The following is a 17,369-nucleotide window of genomic DNA, read 5'->3' as shown; positions in this document are numbered from 1 at the left end:
GGCGCCGCCCCGCAGGGCGACGAAGTGTCCGCGGGCCCGGCCGGATGCACCACACCCTGTCGCCCCCGACGCACCGTGCGCCCCGGTTAGCGTCACGGCATGACCCACAGTTTCGTTGTCCACGTGCCCGACACCGAGCTCGAAGCCGAGCCCCTCTCCCCCGCGCAGATCGTTTCCGGCACACCCGAGGTGACGGGCAAGGTGGTCTGGCGGTCGGCGGACGGCCGCCAGGAGCGGGGCATCTGGCAGATCACGCCGGGCGTCGTCACCGACACCGAGGCGGACGAGGTGTTCGTCGTGCTCAGCGGGTCGGCCACGATCGAAATAGAGGGCGGCCCGACGCTGACGGTGGGGCCGGGCGACCTGGCCGTGCTGCGCGAGGGCGACCGTACGACGTGGACGGTGCACGAGACGCTGCGCAAGACGTACTCGGTCAACCTCGGGTAGGTGGACGGCCCCGGGCTCGTAGGGCACCGGGCCCGGACGGTGGACTTTGTCCTGTCAAAAGGTTGACATGATGCCGCTGCTCCGCCCAGGGTGGGCGGGACAGAGCAGGGACCGGTCCGAAGAGGGGCTTTCATGGTGGACGCACTGGGTGTCGCCGTCGTCGGTTTCGGCTGGATGGGCCGGGTGCACACCCAGGCGTACGCCCGTGTCCGGCACCACTACCCGCAACTCGCCCTGCGCCCGGAACTGGTGACGGTCGCCGAGGACGTGCCGGGGCGGGCGGAGGAGGCCGCCGCGCAGTTCGGGTTCGCTTCGACGACCCGGGACTGGCGCGACGTGGCCGCCGACCCGAGGGTGGGAGCGGTCAGCATCACCGCCCCGAACTTCCTGCACCGCGAGATCGCCGTGGCGATGGCCGAGGCCGGCAAGCACATCTGGATCGAGAAGCCGGTCGGCCTGACCGCCGGGGACGCCCGTGCGGTGGCGGACTCGGTCGCCAAGGCCGGTGTCCAGGGCGCGGTCGGCTTCAACTACCGCAACGCACCCGCCGTCGAGGCCGCCCGCGAGCTGATCACGTCCGGGGAGATCGGCACCGTCACGCATGTCCGCATCCGTCTCTTCAGCGACTACGCGGCCCATCCCGAGTCCGCGCTCACCTGGCGCTACGAGCGGGAGCGCGGCGGCAGCGGGGTGCTCGGCGACCTGGCCTCGCACGGTGCCGACCTGGCCCGCTTCCTGCTCGGCGACATCGCGTCGCTGACCGCCGACACGGCGATCTTCCTGCCCGAGCGGGCCCGCCCGGCCGCAGCCACCGCCGGTCACTCCCTGGCCGCGGGCGGCGAGCCCGGCCCGGTCGAGAACGAGGACTACGTCAGCTGTCTGCTGCGCTTCGCCTCCGGCGCCCGCGGTGTCCTGGAGGCCTGCCGGGTCTCGGTCGGCGAGCAGAACAACTACGGCTTCGAGGTGCACGGCACCAAGGGCGCGGTGTTCTGGGACTTCCGCCGCATGAACGAACTGGGCGTCAGCCGCGGCACGGCGTACCAGGACCAGCCAGTCAGTACCGTCTACGCCGGACCCGCGCACGGCGAGTTCGCCGCCTTCCAGCCGGGAGCCGCGAACGCCATGGGCTACGACGACCTCAAGGTGGTGGAGGCCCACCGCTTCCTGCGCTCGATCGCGGAGGGCACCCCGTACGGCGCCACCCTGCCGGACGCGGTGCACAGCGCGGCCGTACTGGACGCGATGGCGCGGTCGGCGGAGCGGGGGGCCTGGACCGAGGTCCGGCCGGAGGGGTGAGAGCGGGACACCCGCAGACGCCCGTAGGTCCCCGCACCGGTCGGCGCGCTCGCGCCGCGTGCCCGTCCTGCGTCCACCGGCCACCGGCCCCGGTCACCGTCCCCCGGCCACCGGCCCCGGTCACCGCCCACCGGCCACCGCCCACCGCCCACCGCCCACCGCCCACCGCCCACCGCCCACCGCCCACCGGCCACCGTCCACCGGCCATCGGTCACCGGCCACCGGCCACCGGCCACCGGCCACCGAAAGGACGACGATGTCCTTGTCTCCCGTCCCCTCCCGCCGGACCTGGCTGTCCGAGCGGGACTGCGACCTCGACACGTTCCGCGCGCTCGTCGAGCGGCCCACCGACCCCGCCGATCATCCGCGGGCCCGCGCCGTGGAGCGGAACGTCCCGGTCTACGACGCCGGCCGGCTGCACGACGACCGCGAGACGGCGGCCGAGCTGGTCCGCGCCCTCGCCGACGGCCCCGGCATCGTCGTCCTCGAGGGCGCGTTCCCGGACCCGTCGGTCGTCGACCGGGCCACCGCCGTCTTCGACGCCCTGATCGCCGAGCAACGCGCCTCGGGCACCGACGCCGGCGACCACTTCGCGGCGCCCGGGGCCAACGACCGGGTGTGGAACGCCCTGGAGAAGGCGGCCCTGCACGACGCCGAGGCCTTCGCCGACTACTACGCCAACGACGCGCTGGCCCTGGTCGCCCGGGCCTGGCTCGGCCCCGGCTACCAGGTCACCTCCCAGATCAACGTGGTCAACCCGGGCGGCACGGCCCAGAACGTGCACCGCGACTACCACCTCGGCTTCCTCTCGAACGAGGCCGCCGCCGCCTATCCGGCGCACGTGCACCGCCTCTCCCCCGCGCTGACGCTGCAGGGTGCGGTCGCGCACCGTGACATGCCCGTGGAGTCGGGGCCCACGATGTACCTGCCGCACTCCCAGAAGTACGAACCGGGCTACCTGGCCTGGCGCCTCCCTGAGTTCCGGGCCTACTTCGAGGCGCACCACGTCCAACTGCCCCTCGCCAAGGGCGACGCGGTCTTCTTCAACCCCGCGCTCTTCCACGCGGCCGGCACCAACCGCTCCGCGGACGTCCGTCGCATGGCCAACCTGCTCCAGGTCTCCTCCGCGTTCGGCCGCGCCATGGAGACCGTGGACCGGGAGGCGGTGGCGAACGCCGTCTACCCGGTGCTGCTCAAGCGCCGGGGCGAGGGCGTGGACGAGCGGTGGCTGGAGAACGTGGTCGCCGCGAGCGCCGAGGGCTACCCCTTCCCCACCAACCTCGACAGCGATCCACCGGTCGACGGTCTGGCCCCGTCATCGCAGGCGGATGTCGTACGGCGGGCGCTGCGCGAGGAGTGGACGCCGGAGGCACTGCGCGAGGTACTGCGGGCCGGCCGGGAACGCCGGGAGAGCCGAGGGAGGTGACGGGCGTGAGGGGACTTCTCGACGACAAGGTCGTCCTGGTCAACGGCGGAAGCCAGGGCGTCGGGGCCGCCATCGCGCGGGCCGCCGTCCGCGAGGGCGCGGTCGTGGCCGTCACCGGACGGCGCCCGGAGCCCGGTGACGCCCTGGTGGCCGAGCTGACGGCGGCGGGCGGCACGGCGGTGTTCGTACGGGCCGACCTGGCGGACGCGGAGCAGGCGAAGACCTGCGTGGCCCGGGTGGTGGAGGCGTTCGGCCGTGTCGACTGCCTGGTGAACTCGGCCGGGCTGACCTCACGGGGGACGCTGCTGGACACGACTCCCGAGCTGTTCGACCAGCACATCGCGATCAACCTCAAGGCGCCGTTCTTCGCGATGCAGGCCGCGGTCACGGACATGGTGGGCCGGGGAGCGCCCGGCACCGTCGTCAACATCATCACGTCCTCGGCGCACGGCGGGCAGCCCTTCCTCGCGCCGTACGTCGCCGCGAAGGCGGGGCTCGCGGGTCTCACCAGGAACGCCGCGCACGCACACCGCTGGGACCGGGTGCGGATCAACGGCCTGAACATCGGCTGGACGGCGACCGAGGGCGAGGACGCGACCCAGCGCTCCTTCCACGGTGCCGGGGACGACTGGCGCGAGGAGGCCGCCGCCCGGCTGCCGATGGGCAAGCTCGGGCAGCCGGACGAGATCGCCGACTTCGTGGTCCTGCTGCTGTCGGACCGGTCCGGGGTGGTCACGGGCTCGGTGATCGACTGGGACCAGAACGTCCTCGGTGGCCTGGACTGAGACCTCACCACCGCAACCACACACAGGGAGCAGCGGAGCACATGCGCATCGGAATCCTCGGCCTCGGCCGCATCGGCGCCTTTCACGCCGAGACCCTCTCCGGACTCGAGTCCGTCGACTCGCTGGTCGTCGCCGACCCGTTCGCGGACGCCGCGAAGGCCGCCGCCGGGCGGTTCGGCGCCGAGGTCGCGGACTCCCCCGAGGCGGTGCTGGCCGCCGGGGTGGACGCGGTGGTGGTCGCGGCGGCGACCGACGCCCACCCGGGTCTGATCCTGGCGGCCGTCGAGGCCGGCGTCCCCGTCTTCTGCGAGAAGCCCGTCGCCCGCACCATGGCGGAGGGCGTCGAGGTGCTCAAGGCGGTCGCCGGTCACGACGTGCCGATCCAGATCGGCTACAACCGCCGCTTCGACGCCGGGTTCGTCGCCGCGCGGGCGGCCGTGCGGGGCGGTGAGCTGGGCAAGCTGCACACCGTGCGGTCCACCACGCTGGACCCGGCGCCGCCGCCCGCCGCGTACATCGCCGCCTCCGGCGGCATCTTCCGCGACTGCTCGGTGCACGACTTCGACATCATCCGCTGGGTGACCGGCCGCGAGGTGACCGAGGTGTACGCCGTCGGCGGCAACCGCGGCGCCGACTTCATCAAGGACGCGGGCGACGCCGACACCACCGGAGCGGTGCTCACCCTGGACGACGGCACGATCGCCGTGGTCTCCAACAGCCGCCACAACGCGCGTGGTTACGACGTCCGCATGGAGATCCACGGTTTCGCGGACTCCATCGCCGTCGGCCTGGAGGACAAGCTGCCGCTGCGCTCGGTCGAGCCCGGCGTGACCTTCCCGTCCGGCACTCCGCACGACTTCTTCATGGACCGCTTCACCGCCGCCTACCGCGCCGAACTCACCGCGTTCACCGAGGTCGTCGCCGGTGACCGCAGCTCCCCCTGCACGATCGAGGACGCGCTGGAAGCGGGCTGGATCGCCGAGGCGTGCACGCTGTCGCTGCGCGAGCACCGGCCGGTGACGATCGACGAGGTTCGGCGGGGGTGAGCCGGGCGTGCGGGCCGGCGGGCCGCGCGATCAGCTCGCCGGCTCGCTGCTGTTCACCATCCAGGGAACGCCGAACCGGTCCGTGCACATGCCGAAGACATCGCCCCACATCTGCTTCTCCAGCGGCACGGCGACGGAGCCGCCGGCGGAGAGCTGCTCCCAGTAGCCGCGCAGCCCGCTCTCGTCCTCGCCGCTGAGACTCACCGAGAAGGTGTTCCCCGGGCTGTGCTCCGTCCCGGGCGGGGGTGTCGGTGCCCATCAGGGTGAAGCCGCCCGGTGTCTCCGGCATGCCGTGCATGATCTTGTCGGCGTCGGGGCTGTCGGCCATGCCGGACGCGCCGAAGGTGTTCAGCGCCAGCGTGCCGCCGAACACCTGCTCGTAGAACTCCATCGCCTGTCGGGCATCGCCGTCGAAGCTGAGGCAGGGGTTGAGACGTGAGGACATGACCGCCTCCCGGAACGGGACGAAGTGCCAGTGCTGTGCACGCTGGCGCGCGCCACCGGCAACGGCCCGCCGAGCGGCGTGCCGGCGGGACCCGCCCCGCCGGCACGGTCAGCAGTCTCGGTCTCAGGGGTCTCAGGGGTCTCGGAGGTCTCGAACGCCTCCGACGTCTCAGGCGCCGCAGGAGCGCAGGAACCTGCGGGTGCGGACGGCGATGGGCAGGGGCTTGTCGGGCTCGCAGGGGTACATGTCCTGCTCGACGATGGCGAACAGGTCCACGCCCAGTTTCTGGGCGGCCGTGAGCACCGGACCCAGCTCGGGAACACCGGTGGGCGGTTCGCACATCACCCCGCGCTGCACGGCCGGCCCGAACGGCACCCCTCCCGCCCGCACCTCGGCGAGGATCTCCGGGTCGACCTGCTTGAGATGCAGGTAGCCGATGCGCTCGGCGTACGTCTCGATCAGCTTGACGCTGTCGCCGCCGCAGTAGGCGTAGTGGCCGGTGTCCAGGCAGAGGTTGACCAGGTCGGAGTCGGTGGAGTCGAGGAAGCGCTCGACGTGCTCCTCGGTGTCGATGTGGGTGTCGGCGTGCGGGTGGACGACGATGTCGAGGCCGTAGGTCTCCCGCACCTCGTGGCCGAGGCGTTCCATGCCCTTGGTCAGGTGCGCCCACTGCTGGCCGGTCAGCTCCGGCGGTTCCAGGATCTCGGCGGTCTTGTCGTCGCGCCAGAAGGACGGGATGACGACGAGGTGCTTCGCGTCCATGGCCCGGGTCAGGGCGGCGACGCGGCTGACCTGCTCCCAGGTGGCGTCCCATTCCGAGGGGCCGCGGTGCAGGCCGCAGAAGATGGTGCCCGCGGAGACCTTGAGGCCGCGCCGGGTCACTTCGTCGGTGAGGCGGGCCGGGTCGGTGGGGAGGTAGCCGTAGGGGCCCAGCTCGATCCACTCGTAGCCGGCCTCGGTGACCTCGTCCAGAAAACGCTCCCAGGGCACCTGCCGGGGGTCGTCGGGGAACCAGACGCCCCAGGAGTCGGGGGCCGAGCCGACGCGGATGCGGTCGAGGGCAGCGGGCATGTCAGGCCTTCCCTTCGGCGGGTGCGGCGGAGTCGGGCGCCGCGGAGTCCGGGACGCCGGTGGCGGGCGCCGCGGAGTCCGGGACGGCGGAGGCGGGCGCCGCGGAGGCGGGCGCGGACACCTCCGGCTCCTCGTCCGGGAGCGCCTCCACGTCGACCCCGCCGACCTGCGCCAGTTCGTGCTTGAGGGCGGCGAGTTCGGCACCGCCCGCCATGTGGTTGGTCAGTTCTTCGAGGGTGATGTCGGCGCGGGCGGCGCTGAGTTCCAGGGTGCCCAGGCGCAGCACGCTGAAGTGGTCGCCGACCATGTACGCGTGGTGGGGGTTGTGGGTGATGAAGATGACGCCGAGGCCGCGTTCGCGGGCGGCGGCGATGTACTTGAGGACCACGCCGGACTGCTTGACGCCGAGGGCGGCGGTGGGCTCGTCGAGGATGAGGACGCGGGCGCCGAAGTAGACGGCGCGGGCGATGGCGACGCACTGGCGCTGGCCGCCGGAGAGCGTGCCGATGGGCTGTTCCAGGTCGTCCAGAACGATGCCCATGTTGCGCAGTTCCTCGTCGGCGGTCCGCTTCATGCGGGCGATGTCGAGGCGGCGCACGGGCCAGGGGCCCCTGGTCATCTCGGAGCCGAGGAAGAAGTTGCGCCACACCGGCATCAGGGGCACGGTGGCGAGGTCCTGGTAGACGGTGGCGATGCCCCGGGCGAGGGCGTCACGCGGGGTGGTGAAGCGCACGGCCCCGCCGTCGACGAGGAACTCGCCCTCGGTGTGCTGGTGCAGCCCGGAGATGATCTTGATGAGGGTGGACTTGCCGGCGCCGTTGTCGCCGAGCACGCAGGTCACCCGGCCGGGATGGACCGCGAGGTCGACGCCGTGCAGGGCGCGGATGTTGCCGTAGGCCTTGCCGGCGCCGCGCAGTTGGACGATCGGCCGGTCTGCCTCGGGCACGGTGTCGGCGAGGACGGCCCCGTGGGTGCCGGCGGTCTTGCTGGTCATTTTCCGATCACCTCCGGGTCGCCGCGCGGCGGACCCACAGATTGATGAGGACGGCGCCGAGGAGCATCACGCCGAGGAAGGCCTTGAACCAGTCGGGGTTCCAGCCGGCGAAGACGATGCCCTGGTTCACCATGCCGAACATGAAGGCGCCGAAGACCGGGCCGATGGCGGAGCCGTAGCCGCCGGTGAGCAGACAGCCGCCGATCACCGCGGCGGCGATGTAGATCAGCTCCTGGCCGACGCCCTCGCCGGACTGCACGGTGTTGAAGGAGAACAGCTGGTGCATGCCGACGAACCAGGCGCCGAAGCCGACCAGCATGAACAGCGTGATCTTCGTGAAGGCGACGGGGACGCCGACCGCGCGGGCGCTGTCCTTGTTGCCACCGACCGCGAAGATCCAGTTGCCGTACTTGGTGCGCAGCAGCATCCACGTGGCCAGGGCGGCGAAGACGAGCCACCACACGACCGTGATCTTCACCTGTACGCCGCCGACGTCGAAGGACGAGGCGAAGAGGGCCTTGGCCTGGCCGAAACCGTCCATGTCGCTGATGTCGTCGGTGGCAACGTTGCCGGTGACCAGTTTGGTGACCGCGAGATTGACGCCCTGGAGGATCAGGAAGGTGCCGAGCGTCACCAGGAAGCTCGGCAGGCCGGTCTTCATCAGCACCCAGCCGTTGAACGCGCCGACCCCGAGGGAGACGGCGAGGGCGACGATCACGCCCACCCAGACGTTCATGGTCAGCTGGTAGCTGAGCATGCTGGCGGTGAGCGCCGAGGCGATGACGGCGACACCGGCCGACAGGTCGAACTCGCCGCCGATCATCAGCAGGGCGACGGGCAGCGCCATGATGCCGATGGTGGACGACTGGTACAGGACCGTCGCCAGGGAGCTGCCGTCGCGCAGCGAGGGGGCTGCGATCAGGAAGAAGACGAACACGGCGACGGCGCCGAGGAAGACCCCGACCTCGGGCCGGGCGAGCAGCCGCAGCGCCAGCGAGCGCTGCCGGGTCCGTCCGTCGGTCTGCCCCGGGCCGGGGACCGGCGGTGTGGTCACCGCCGGTTCAGCCTGTTGGGTCATGCTCATCACCGGGTGCCCTTCGCGGCGAACTCGGCGACGGCCTTCACGTTGGACTCGTCGACGAAGGCCGGGCCGGTCAGCACCGGCTGCTCACCGCCGCCGCTGTAGTTGCCGTTGTTCTTGTAGAGCCACATGCCGTCGACCGCCAGGTAGCCCTGGAGGTAGGGCTGCTGGTCGACGGCGAACTCGATGTCGCCCTTCTCGATGGCGCCGGTCAGTTCCTTGTTGAGGTCGAAGGTGGCGATCTTCGCCTCGCTGCCGGTCTCGTCCACCGACTGCACGGCGGTCATGGCGAACGGGGCGCCGAGCGTGACGAGGCGGTCGATCTCGCCGTCCTGCTTGAGCTTGGCGGTGACGGTCGACTTCACCGAGGGCATGTCGGTGCCGTTGACGTAGAGGTTCTCGATGGAGCCCTCGAAGGTCTTCTTCACGCCGTCGCAGCGCTGGGTCAGGCCGACGTTGCCCTGCTCGTGGATCACGCAGACGGCCTTCTTGGCGCCGTCCTCGTTCAGCCGTTTCCCGAGCGCCTCGCCGGCCACGGTCTCGTCCTGCCCGAAGAACGACATCAGGCCGAGCTTCTTCCAGTCCGCCAGTCCGGAATTTAGGCCGACGACGGGTATGCCGGCCTTCTCGGCCTTGCCGAGCACGCCGCGGAGGGCGTCCGGCTTGGCGAGGGTGACGGCGATGCCGTCGACCTTCTGGTCGATCGCGTTCTGCACCAGGTTGGCCTGATTGCCCGCGTTCGGGTCGGCGGAGTAGACGAGCTTGATGTTGTCCTTGGCCGCGGCCGCCTCGGCACCCTTGCGGACGATGTCCCAGAAGGTGTCGCCGGGTGCCTGGTGGGTGACCAGGGCGACGGTCATGCGGGGGGTGTTCGCCTTGCCCGCGGAAGCGCCCGAGTCCCCTTCCTCGTCGGCCTTCTTGCCCCCGGAGCCGCTGGAGCAGCCGGCGAGGGTCAGGGCCGCGGCGGCGGCGAGGGCCACGGCGGGGGCGAATCCGCGGGAGCGGGCGTGCGAAGAGCGGTCCATCTTTCCTGCACCTCACTGTGCGACTGTGCGACGGGGAAGCCGTGTGCCAAGCCGGAGAGAACGGCTGTTGCGCTGGGACCGGATACAAGTCCTTGGGACGCCCGCTGTCAATACTTTGTCAAGACATCCTTTCACTCGCAGGTCCGAATGTAAGTACAAAGTATTGACACGGTCGCCTCGGAGTCATACACCTGGGAGGCGGCAGGCCCCCGCCCAGCCCGAGGAGCGTCGCACATGGCCGAGTCAGTCCCGCGTTTCGATCTGATCACGATGGGCCGCATCGGGGTCGATCTCTATCCCTTGCAGACGGGCGTACCCCTGGCGGAGGTTGAGACCTTCGGCAAGTTTCTCGGCGGTTCGGCCGCCAACGTGGCGGTCGCCGCCGCGCGTCTCGGCCGCCGCACGGCCGTCGTCACCCGCACGGGCGACGACCCGTTCGGCGGCTATCTGCACCAGGCACTCGGGGAGTTCGGTGTCGACGACCGCTGGGTCACCCCGGTCGCCGCATACCCGACGCCCGTCACCTTCTGCGAGATCTTCCCGCCGGACGACTTCCCGCTGTACTTCTACCGCCGCCCCAAGGCCCCCGACCTCGAGATCCACCCGGAGGAGCTGGACCTCGACGCGATCCGGGCGGCCGCCATCTTCTGGATCACCGGCACGGGACTCAGCGAGGAGCCGAGCCGTACGGCGACCCTGGCCGCCCTCGCCCACCGCGCCAAGGCCGGCACCACGGTCTTCGACCTGGACTGGCGCCCGATGTTCTGGGCCGACCCCGACCAGGCCCGCCCGTACTACACCGAGGCGCTGCGGCACGCGACCGTCGCGGTCGGCAACCTCGACGAGTGCGAGATCGCCACGGGCGTACGCGAGCCGCGCGCCTGCGCCGAGGCGCTCCTGGCGGCCGGTGTGGAGCTGGCCGTCGTCAAGCAGGGCCCGAAGGGCGTCCTGGCCGTGCACCGCGACGGCCGGAGCGCGGAGGTTGCGCCGGTGCCGGTCGAGGTCGTCAACGGCCTCGGCGCGGGCGACGCGTTCGGCGGCTCGCTCTGCCACGGTCTGCTCTTCGGCTGGGAGCTGGAGCGGACCATGCGGTACGCCAACGCGGCCGGCGCACTCGTCGCCTCCCGTCTCGCCTGTTCCTCCGCGATGCCCACCGAGGCCGAGGTCGACGACCTCCTCGCGCGAGCCACTCCCTGAACGGAGCTTCGTCTTGTCCCTCAGCATCCCCGACCTCACCGCGGTCAGAGCCCGGCACCCGGAGGCGATCGCCGAGGCGGCGGCCCGCCGGGTACGCCGCCCGCTGTTCGGCGCCTCCGGCCGCCTGATGATCGTGGCCGCCGACCATCCGGCGCGCGGAGCGCTCGGCGTGGGCGACCGCCGGCTCGCCATGGCCAACCGGGCCGACCTGCTGGAGCGCCTGTGCACCGCGCTGTCCCGGCCCGGCGTCGACGGGGTGCTCGCCACCGCCGACGTGCTGGAGGACCTGCTGCTGCTCGGCGCACTGGAGAACAAGGTCGTCATGGGCTCGATGAACCGCGGCGGCCTCGCGGGCGCCGCCTTCGAGATGGACGACCGTTTCACCGGCCACCGCGCCGAGGACATCGCCCGCCTGCGCTTCGACGCGGGCAAACTGCTGCTGCGCATCGACTACGACGACCCCGGTTCGCTGGCCACCCTGGAGTCCACGGCGCGCGCGGTCGACGCCATGGCCGAGCGTGAACTGCCCGTCTTCGTGGAGCCGTTCATCTCGCGCCGCGTCGGGGGCCGGGTCCGCAACGACCTGTCCGCCGACGCGGTCACCCGGTCCGTCGCCATCGCCTCGGGCCTCGGCGGCACCTCCGCCTACACCTGGCTGAAGCTGCCCGTCACCCACGACCCGGACGACATGGGCGAGGTGCTGGAGACCTCCACACTGCCCGCCGTCCTGCTCGGCGGTGACATAGGGGGCTCCCCCGCGGACCAGGTCGCCGCCTACGAACGCTGGCGCAAGGCGCTCAGGCTGCCCACCGTGCAGGGCATGGTCGTCGGCCGCTCGCTGCTCTACCCGGCCGAGGGCAGCGTGGAGCAGGCGGTGGACACGGCCGTCGGACTGCTGTGACCTACCAGGAGAGGACGAGGAGATGACGTACCACCTTCCGGCGGGCAAGGCGGCGAGCGGCGCCTACGCCGTGGACGTGACGCCCGAGAAGGCCGGCTGGGGCCATTCCGCCCTGCGCGTACTCCAACTGCCGCCCGGCGGCACCCACACCTTCGACAGCGGCGACAGCGAGTGGCTCGTCCTCCCGCTCAGCGGCGGCTGCACGGTCGCCACCGCCGACGACTTCGGCCAGGACACCTTCGAACTCACCGGCCGCGCCGACGTGTTCAGCGGCGTCAGCGACTTCGCGTACGTACCGCGCGACGCCCGCACGACCGTGACCTCCACCGGCGGTGGCCGCTTCGCCCTCACCGGCGCCCGCTGCACCCGCCGCCTGCCCAGCCGCTACGGCCCGGCGTCGTCGGTTCCGGTGGAGCTGAGGGGCACGGGGAACTGCTCCCGGCAGGTCAACAACTTCGGTGCGGCGGGGGTGTTCGAGTGCGACAGGCTCATCGCGGTCGAGGTCGTCACCCCGGGCGGCAACTGGTCCTCCTTCCCGCCGCACAAGCACGACGAGCACCGCCCCGGCGAGGAGTCGGTACTGGAGGAGATCTACTACTTCGAGTTCGCGGACCACGAGGGCACCCCCGGCCTCGGCTACCAGCGGGTCTCCCCGTCCGGCCGGGGGCAGGGCACGGACGTGCTGGCCGAGGTCCGCGACGGCGACGTGGTCCTCATCCCCGACGGCTGGCACGGACCGTCGATGGCCGTCCCCGGCCACCACATGTACTACCTCAACGTCATGGCCGGCCCGGCGGCCGAACGCGCCTGGCTGATCTGCGACCACCCCGACCACGCCTGGATCCGCGACACCTGGGCGGGCCGGCCCGTCGACCCCCGACTCCCCCTCTACACCGCACCGGAGAGGTCCGCATGAGCGCCGCCACCCGCCGACTGACGACCGCCCAGGCCCTGGTGCGCTTCCTGGCCGCCCAGTACACCGAACGCGACGGTGTACGGCACCGCCTGATCGCGGGCACCTGGGGCATCTTCGGCCACGGCAACGTGGCCGGCCTCGGCCAGGCCCTCGTCGAGTACGCCGACGTCATGCCTTACCACCAGGGACGCAACGAACAGGCGATGGTGCACGCCGCCGTCGGCCACGCCCGCCAGCTGAACCGCCTGTCCGCGCAGGCGGTGACGACGTCCATCGGCCCCGGCGCCACCAACCTGGTCACCGGCGCCGCCCTCGCCACCATCAACCGCCTGCCGGTCCTGCTCCTGCCCGGCGACTACTTCGCCTCGCACGCCGCCGATCCGCTGCTCCAGCAGCTGGAGCACCCGATCGAGGCCGACGTCTCCGTCAACGACACCCTGCGCCCCGTCTCCCGCTACTTCGACCGCGTCACCCGCCCGGAGGCCCTCGTCGCCTCCGCCCTCCAGGCGATGCGCGTGCTCACCGACCCGGCCGAGACCGGCGCGGTCACCCTCGCGCTGCCCCAGGACGTGCAGGCGCAGGCGTACGACTGGCCAAAGGAGTTCTTCGCCGACCGGGTCTGGCGGGTACGGCGTCCGGCGCCCGACCCGGTGGAGCTGACCGAGGCGGCCGGGGCGATCCGGGCCGCCGAGCGCCCGCTGATCGTCGCGGGCGGCGGCATCCACCACAGCGAGGCGGAAGAGGCGCTCGTAGCCCTGGTGGACGCCACCGGCATCCCGGTCGCCTCCACCCAGGCAGGCAAGGGCGCGCTGCGCCACGACCACCCCGCCGACCTCGGCGGCATCGGCCACACCGGCACCGCCGTCAGCGACGACCTCGCCCGCACCGCGGACCTGGTGATCGGGGCCGGCACCCGCTACTCGGACTTCACCACGGCCTCCGGCACCCTCTTCCAGCACCCGGACGTCCGCTTCCTGAACCTCAACATCACCGCTTCGGACGCCCACAAGCTCGCCGCCCGCACGCTGGTCTGCGACGCCCGGACGGGGCTCACGGCGCTGACGGAGGCGCTGTCCGGCCACCGGGTGGACGCGGCGTACGAGGCCGAGTACCGCGCCGGCAAGGCACGCTGGGACGAGACGGTGGAGGCGGCCTACCGCGCCGACGACGACAGCGCCGTGCCGACCCAGACGCAGGTCCTGGGCGCGCTGGACGCGGTCGTCGGCGACGAGGACGTGGTCATCAACGCGGCCGGCTCGCTCCCCGGCGACCTGCACAAGCTGTGGCGGGCCCGCTCGCCTCGCCAGTACCACCTGGAGTACGGCTACTCCTGCATGGGTTACGAGATCCCGGCCGCGCTCGGCGTCCAGCAGGCCGCGCCCGGTACGCCGGTGTGGGCTCTGGTCGGCGACGGCACGTACCTGATGAACCCGACGGAGATCGTCACCGCCGTCCAGGAGAACCTGCCGGTCAAGCTGGTCCTGGTCCAGAACCACGGCTACGCCTCCATCGGCGGCCTGTCCGAGTCGGTCGGCGCCGAGCGCTTCGGCACCGACTACCGCCACCGCGCCGCCGACGGCACGTTCACCGGCGCCCCGCTCCCCGTCGACCTCGCCGCCAACGCGGCCAGCCTCGGCATGGACGTACTGCGCGCCAAGACGGTGCGGGAACTGCGCGAGGCCCTGCGGGCGGCCCGCTCGGCGGACCGTCCGACGTGCGTGTACGTGGAGACCGATCCGGCGCCGCAGGCCGCTCCCCCGGCCGCGGCCTGGTGGGACGTGCCGGTGGCCGAGGTGTCCGCCCGCGAGGCCGCCACCGGCGCCCGCGCGCAGTACGAACGCGCCGTCGCCGACCGCCGCCGTCACCTCTGACGCCGGCCCGTCACCTACGCAAGGGAGGTACGTCCATGGCGAAGACCGGCGTCCCCGCACGTGCCGTGACCGCCCCCGCGCTCAGCACCCTGGACTTCGCCCTGGACCGGGGCAGTCCGGTGCCGCTGTACTACCAGCTGGCCCAGCAGTTGGAGGCGGCGATCGAACAGGGCGTCCTCGCCCCGGGGAACCTGCTGGGCAACGAGGTGGACCTCTCCGTCCGCCTCGGCCTGTCCCGGCCGACCGTCCGCCAGGCCATCCAGTCCCTGGTCGACAAGGGGCTGCTGGTCCGACGGCGCGGGGTCGGCACGCAGGTGGTGCACAGCCAGGTCAAACGCCCCCTGGAGCTGAGCAGTCTCTACGACGACCTGGAGGCGGCCGGGCAGGGACCCACCACACGGGTGGTCCGCAACGAGGGCGTGCCCGCCCCGGCCGACGTGGCGGCCGCCCTCGGTATCGCGGAGGGCGGCGAGGTCACCGTCCTGGAGCGGCTGCGCCTCACCCACGGCCAGCCGGTGGCGCTGCTGTGCAACTACCTGCCGGCGACGCTGCTGGACCTCGACGACGCCCGGCTGGAGTCGACCGGCCTGTACCGGATGATGCGCGGCTCCGGCATCACCCTGCACAGTGCCCGCCAGACCGTGGGCGCCCGCTCGGCCACCCGCGAGGAGGCGGACCGCCTGGACGAGAAGGAGGGCGCCGCACTGCTGACCATGCAGCGCACGGCGTACGACGACACCGGGCGGCCGGTCGAGTACGGGACGCACATATACCGCGCGTCCCGGTACGCGTTCGACTTCCAGCTGCTGGCCAGGGGCTAGGGGTGGGCGTCGTCCCGAGCGGCCGGCGGGCCCGGAACAGGGAGTGCCCCACGTCGCCCTCCGGGACGTACTCCTCGTGCTCGACGGTCAGCCCGGTACTTCATGGTGTTCCTCCCCTTCGTACCCGGTCGTCCGGGCACGAGAGGGAGTCTTCGGTTTGAAGTGCACTTCAAGTCAAGCGGGTTCGGCGTCAGCCCTTTCCGGCAGGGCGGGCGAAGGGGCCCTCCAGCGCCGCCCACTGGAGCAGCATGATGGTCTTGGCGTCGGCGATCTCGCCCGTTCGGATCATGTCCAGGGCCCGGCGGAAGGGCAGTTCGAGGCTCTCGATGTCCTCGCCCTCCTCGTCCAGGCCGCCGCCCTGGTGGGTGCGGGTGACGGGGCCGTAGGCGGCGGCGTAGAAGCTGACGCGTTCGGTGACCGAACCGGGGCTCATGTAGACGTCGAAGACGTGCCGGACCTCTCCGACGCTGTGCCCGGTCTCCTCGACGACCTCGCGCCGCACGGCGACCTCGGGGTGCTCGTCCTCGTCGTCGAGCAGCCCGCCGGGGGTCTCGATCAGCATGCCGTCGGGGTGGCCGTTGACGTAGACGGGCAGGCGGAACTGGCGGGTGAGAAGCACGGTTTCGCGTTCCGTGTCGTAGAGCAGGACGGTGGCGCCGTTGCCGCGGTCGTGGGTCTCGCGCTCCTGGGTGCTCCAGGTGCCGTCGGCTCGCCGGAAGTCGAAGGTCGTGGTGCGTTCGACGTACCAGTGGCTGGAGAGGAGCCGTACGTCCCGGACCCTGACCCGGGGGTTGCCGGTCAGGTCCCGGCCGGCCCGGTCGAGTCCGGTGCGGCCCCGGCGGTCCGGGGTGTCGATGCCGGCGGTCATCGGCGGCCGTCCGGACTCGGACGCTTCAACGGCATGGGGCGGGGCGAGTTGGTCATGCCCGCTTCTATCACCCGGTCGGGCCGCGCACGAAGTAGTTCCCCGGTGAGCGGCAGAAGCCGAAGCCGCCGGCGGTGAGCGGCTTCTCCTCCCGCTCGCCCCGGGGTCCGCCGCACGGGCCGGCCGGCGCCCTGCGGACCGCCCGGACGCCCGGCGAGGCTGCCCGTATGCTCGGAGCCGGAGGAACCCGAGGAGACATGACGGAAACCGTACAGAACCTGCCCCTGCTGCTGGCCGGGGCAAAGCGCTGGCTCGACGACGCGCTGACGGCGAGCATGCGGGCAGCCGGCGAGCAGCCGCTGAGCAGTGCCCAGGGCCAGATCTTCGCGCTCCTGGACGCGGAGGGCACCACGGTCGCCGAGCTCGCCCGCCGCCTCGGCGTCACCCGTCAGACCGCCCACCAGGCCGTGCACGGGCTGCTCGCCCTGGGTCTGCTGGAACAGGTGCCGGACCCCGCCTCGGCACGCAACCGCCTGATCCGCATCACCACGGAGGGCACCCGCGTCCACCGACGCGCGCAGGCGACCCTCGACCTCGTCGAGGGCGTGCTGGCCGACCGCATCGGCGGCGCGCAGGCCACGGCACTGCGGACCGCCCTGACCCTGCCGCGCGGCGAGCCGCCGGTCGTGGAGGCCCCGTGAACAGGCGACGGCACAAGAAGCTGTCCCGGCGTCTCGTGGACGCGACACTGGTCGGTGACATCGCGCTGGTGAGAGCGGTACTGCGAGCCGGAGCGCCGGCCGAGACGGCCGACGCCGCGGGCACCACACCGCTGTACCAGGCCTCCGTGAACGGCGCCGCCGACATCGTCCGCGTGCTGCTGGCGGCCGGCGCCTCGCCCGACACGGAGAGCGGGACCGGCTCGGAGGGCACACCGCTGTGCGGGGCCGCCTGCTGGGGACACACCGAGGCCGTACGCGCACTCCTCGAACACGGCGCCGACCCACAGCTCCGGGAGGATCACGGCACGGGCTGGGCACCGCTCGACTGGGCCTCGAAGGGGCCGTATCCGGAGACGGTGGACCTGCTCGTCGCGGCGGGGGCCCGCCCGCGCTCGTGACCCACGGCGCGGTCGTGACCCACGGCGGGGAAGGGCGGCAAGCGAAAGGGCCTCCACGGGTT

At 72.2% G+C, this 17,369-nt stretch carries 17 protein-coding genes and 1 pseudogene; 12 read left to right on the top strand and 6 right to left on the bottom strand.

Annotated features, from left to right (window positions below; all coding sequences use genetic code 11):
* Window positions 1-99 precede the first annotated feature (99 nt).
* From ACIQ1J_RS07405 to ACIQ1J_RS07385, 5 genes are all read left to right on the top strand, one after another.
* On the top strand, window positions 100-447 hold the full coding sequence (locus tag ACIQ1J_RS07405; protein ID WP_403554941.1) for a cupin domain-containing protein: 348 nt from the start codon (window positions 100-102) through the stop codon (window positions 445-447).
* Between the two features lie 132 nt (window positions 448-579).
* Entirely contained in the window at window positions 580-1,743 is a 1,164-nt protein-coding gene (locus ACIQ1J_RS07400) for a Gfo/Idh/MocA family protein (RefSeq protein ID WP_403554939.1), read from the top strand.
* A gap of 256 nt (window positions 1,744-1,999) precedes the next feature.
* On the top strand, window positions 2,000-3,169 hold the full coding sequence (locus tag ACIQ1J_RS07395; RefSeq protein ID WP_403554937.1) for a phytanoyl-CoA dioxygenase family protein: 1,170 nt from the start codon (window positions 2,000-2,002) through the stop codon (window positions 3,167-3,169).
* Between the two features lie 5 nt (window positions 3,170-3,174).
* Window positions 3,175-3,954, top strand: a complete 780-nt coding sequence (locus tag ACIQ1J_RS07390) for an SDR family oxidoreductase (RefSeq protein ID WP_403554935.1) — start codon at window positions 3,175-3,177, stop codon at window positions 3,952-3,954.
* 41 nt (window positions 3,955-3,995) lie between these two features.
* Window positions 3,996-5,000: a Gfo/Idh/MocA family oxidoreductase gene (locus ACIQ1J_RS07385; protein WP_210963313.1), complete on the top strand. Its 1,005-nt coding sequence runs from the start codon at window positions 3,996-3,998 to the stop codon at window positions 4,998-5,000.
* Window positions 5,001-5,030: 30 nt separating this feature from the next.
* Here ACIQ1J_RS07385 and ACIQ1J_RS07380 read toward each other — a convergent pair.
* From ACIQ1J_RS07380 to ACIQ1J_RS07360, 5 genes and pseudogenes are all read right to left on the bottom strand, one after another.
* Window positions 5,031-5,445 (bottom strand): annotated as a pseudogene (locus ACIQ1J_RS07380) (VOC family protein).
* A gap of 168 nt (window positions 5,446-5,613) precedes the next feature.
* Window positions 5,614-6,516: a sugar phosphate isomerase/epimerase family protein gene (locus ACIQ1J_RS07375; RefSeq protein ID WP_403554933.1), complete on the bottom strand. Its 903-nt coding sequence runs from the start codon at window positions 6,514-6,516 to the stop codon at window positions 5,614-5,616.
* A gap of 1 nt (window position 6,517) precedes the next feature.
* Window positions 6,518-7,510, bottom strand: coding sequence for an ATP-binding cassette domain-containing protein (locus ACIQ1J_RS07370; protein WP_403554931.1), 993 nt, complete (start codon window positions 7,508-7,510; stop codon window positions 6,518-6,520).
* 7 nt (window positions 7,511-7,517) lie between these two features.
* A complete protein-coding gene (locus ACIQ1J_RS07365; protein WP_403554929.1) occupies window positions 7,518-8,594 on the bottom strand; it encodes an ABC transporter permease in 1,077 nt (358 codons plus the stop codon).
* Window positions 8,594-9,616, bottom strand: a complete 1,023-nt coding sequence (locus ACIQ1J_RS07360) for a sugar ABC transporter substrate-binding protein (protein WP_403554927.1) — start codon at window positions 9,614-9,616, stop codon at window positions 8,594-8,596. Before ACIQ1J_RS07360 ends, ACIQ1J_RS07365 begins: the two co-directional genes overlap by 1 nt.
* Window positions 9,617-9,850: 234 nt before the next feature.
* Here ACIQ1J_RS07360 and iolC point away from each other — a divergent pair, with 234 nt between their 5' ends.
* From iolC to ACIQ1J_RS07335, 5 genes are read left to right on the top strand one after another with little or no spacing between them, the layout of a single operon-like run.
* Window positions 9,851-10,813, top strand: a complete 963-nt coding sequence (gene iolC, locus ACIQ1J_RS07355) for a 5-dehydro-2-deoxygluconokinase (protein WP_403554925.1) — start codon at window positions 9,851-9,853, stop codon at window positions 10,811-10,813.
* Between the two features lie 13 nt (window positions 10,814-10,826).
* Window positions 10,827-11,714 (top strand): deoxyribose-phosphate aldolase, encoded by an 888-nt coding sequence (locus ACIQ1J_RS07350; protein WP_403554924.1) that lies wholly within the window; start codon window positions 10,827-10,829, stop codon window positions 11,712-11,714.
* Window positions 11,715-11,736: 22 nt separating this feature from the next.
* Window positions 11,737-12,630, top strand: a complete 894-nt coding sequence (gene iolB, locus ACIQ1J_RS07345; protein WP_403554922.1) for a 5-deoxy-glucuronate isomerase — start codon at window positions 11,737-11,739, stop codon at window positions 12,628-12,630.
* Window positions 12,627-14,501, top strand: a complete 1,875-nt coding sequence (iolD, locus tag ACIQ1J_RS07340; RefSeq protein WP_403554920.1) for a 3D-(3,5/4)-trihydroxycyclohexane-1,2-dione acylhydrolase (decyclizing) — start codon at window positions 12,627-12,629, stop codon at window positions 14,499-14,501. The genes iolB and iolD overlap by 4 nt, the downstream gene beginning before the upstream one ends.
* 35 nt (window positions 14,502-14,536) lie before the next feature.
* Window positions 14,537-15,322, top strand: a complete 786-nt coding sequence (locus ACIQ1J_RS07335; RefSeq protein WP_403554918.1) for a GntR family transcriptional regulator — start codon at window positions 14,537-14,539, stop codon at window positions 15,320-15,322.
* Between the two features lie 190 nt (window positions 15,323-15,512).
* Here ACIQ1J_RS07335 and ACIQ1J_RS07330 read toward each other — a convergent pair whose 3' ends face one another.
* The gene (locus tag ACIQ1J_RS07330; protein WP_403554916.1) at window positions 15,513-16,190 is read right to left on the bottom strand and encodes an NUDIX domain-containing protein; all 678 of its coding nucleotides are present in this window, start codon (window positions 16,188-16,190) and stop codon (window positions 15,513-15,515) included.
* A 254-nt stretch (window positions 16,191-16,444) separates the two neighbouring features.
* Here ACIQ1J_RS07330 and ACIQ1J_RS07325 point away from each other — a divergent pair, with 254 nt between their 5' ends.
* Entirely contained in the window at window positions 16,445-16,888 is a 444-nt protein-coding gene (locus tag ACIQ1J_RS07325) for a MarR family winged helix-turn-helix transcriptional regulator (RefSeq protein ID WP_403554914.1), read from the top strand.
* Complete coding sequence (locus ACIQ1J_RS07320; protein ID WP_403554912.1) at window positions 16,885-17,307, top strand: ankyrin repeat domain-containing protein; 423 nt, start codon at window positions 16,885-16,887, stop codon at window positions 17,305-17,307. Before ACIQ1J_RS07325 ends, ACIQ1J_RS07320 begins: the two co-directional genes overlap by 4 nt.
* The last annotated feature ends 62 nt before the right edge of the window (window positions 17,308-17,369 follow it).

The organism is Streptomyces sp. NPDC097107 (assembly GCF_044762405.1).
Taxonomy (GTDB): domain Bacteria; phylum Actinomycetota; class Actinomycetes; order Streptomycetales; family Streptomycetaceae; genus Streptomyces; species Streptomyces thinghirensis.
This window is presented reverse-complemented; position numbering and strand designations above follow the sequence as displayed.

What these genes read in the sequence shown, in the direction of transcription:
- ACIQ1J_RS07405 (WP_403554941.1), top strand. Translation starts at nt 100, where the DNA reads ATGACCCACAGTTTCGTTGTCCACGTGCCCGACACCGAGCTCGAAGCC.
- ACIQ1J_RS07400 (WP_403554939.1), top strand. Translation starts at nt 580, where the DNA reads ATGGTGGACGCACTGGGTGTCGCCGTCGTCGGTTTCGGCTGGATGGGC.
- ACIQ1J_RS07395 (WP_403554937.1), top strand. Translation starts at nt 2,000, where the DNA reads ATGTCCTTGTCTCCCGTCCCCTCCCGCCGGACCTGGCTGTCCGAGCGG.
- ACIQ1J_RS07385 (WP_210963313.1), top strand. Translation starts at nt 3,996, where the DNA reads ATGCGCATCGGAATCCTCGGCCTCGGCCGCATCGGCGCCTTTCACGCC.
- ACIQ1J_RS07375 (WP_403554933.1), bottom strand. Translation starts at nt 6,516, where the DNA reads ATGCCCGCTGCCCTCGACCGCATCCGCGTCGGCTCGGCCCCCGACTCC.
- ACIQ1J_RS07370 (WP_403554931.1), bottom strand. Translation starts at nt 7,510, where the DNA reads ATGACCAGCAAGACCGCCGGCACCCACGGGGCCGTCCTCGCCGACACC.
- ACIQ1J_RS07365 (WP_403554929.1), bottom strand. Translation starts at nt 8,594, where the DNA reads ATGAGCATGACCCAACAGGCTGAACCGGCGGTGACCACACCGCCGGTC.
- ACIQ1J_RS07360 (WP_403554927.1), bottom strand. Translation starts at nt 9,616, where the DNA reads ATGGACCGCTCTTCGCACGCCCGCTCCCGCGGATTCGCCCCCGCCGTG.
- iolC (WP_403554925.1), top strand. Translation starts at nt 9,851, where the DNA reads ATGGCCGAGTCAGTCCCGCGTTTCGATCTGATCACGATGGGCCGCATC.
- iolB (WP_403554922.1), top strand. Translation starts at nt 11,737, where the DNA reads ATGACGTACCACCTTCCGGCGGGCAAGGCGGCGAGCGGCGCCTACGCC.
- iolD (WP_403554920.1), top strand. Translation starts at nt 12,627, where the DNA reads ATGAGCGCCGCCACCCGCCGACTGACGACCGCCCAGGCCCTGGTGCGC.
- ACIQ1J_RS07335 (WP_403554918.1), top strand. Translation starts at nt 14,537, where the DNA reads ATGGCGAAGACCGGCGTCCCCGCACGTGCCGTGACCGCCCCCGCGCTC.
- ACIQ1J_RS07330 (WP_403554916.1), bottom strand. Translation starts at nt 16,190, where the DNA reads ATGACCGCCGGCATCGACACCCCGGACCGCCGGGGCCGCACCGGACTC.
- ACIQ1J_RS07325 (WP_403554914.1), top strand. Translation starts at nt 16,445, where the DNA reads ATGACGGAAACCGTACAGAACCTGCCCCTGCTGCTGGCCGGGGCAAAG.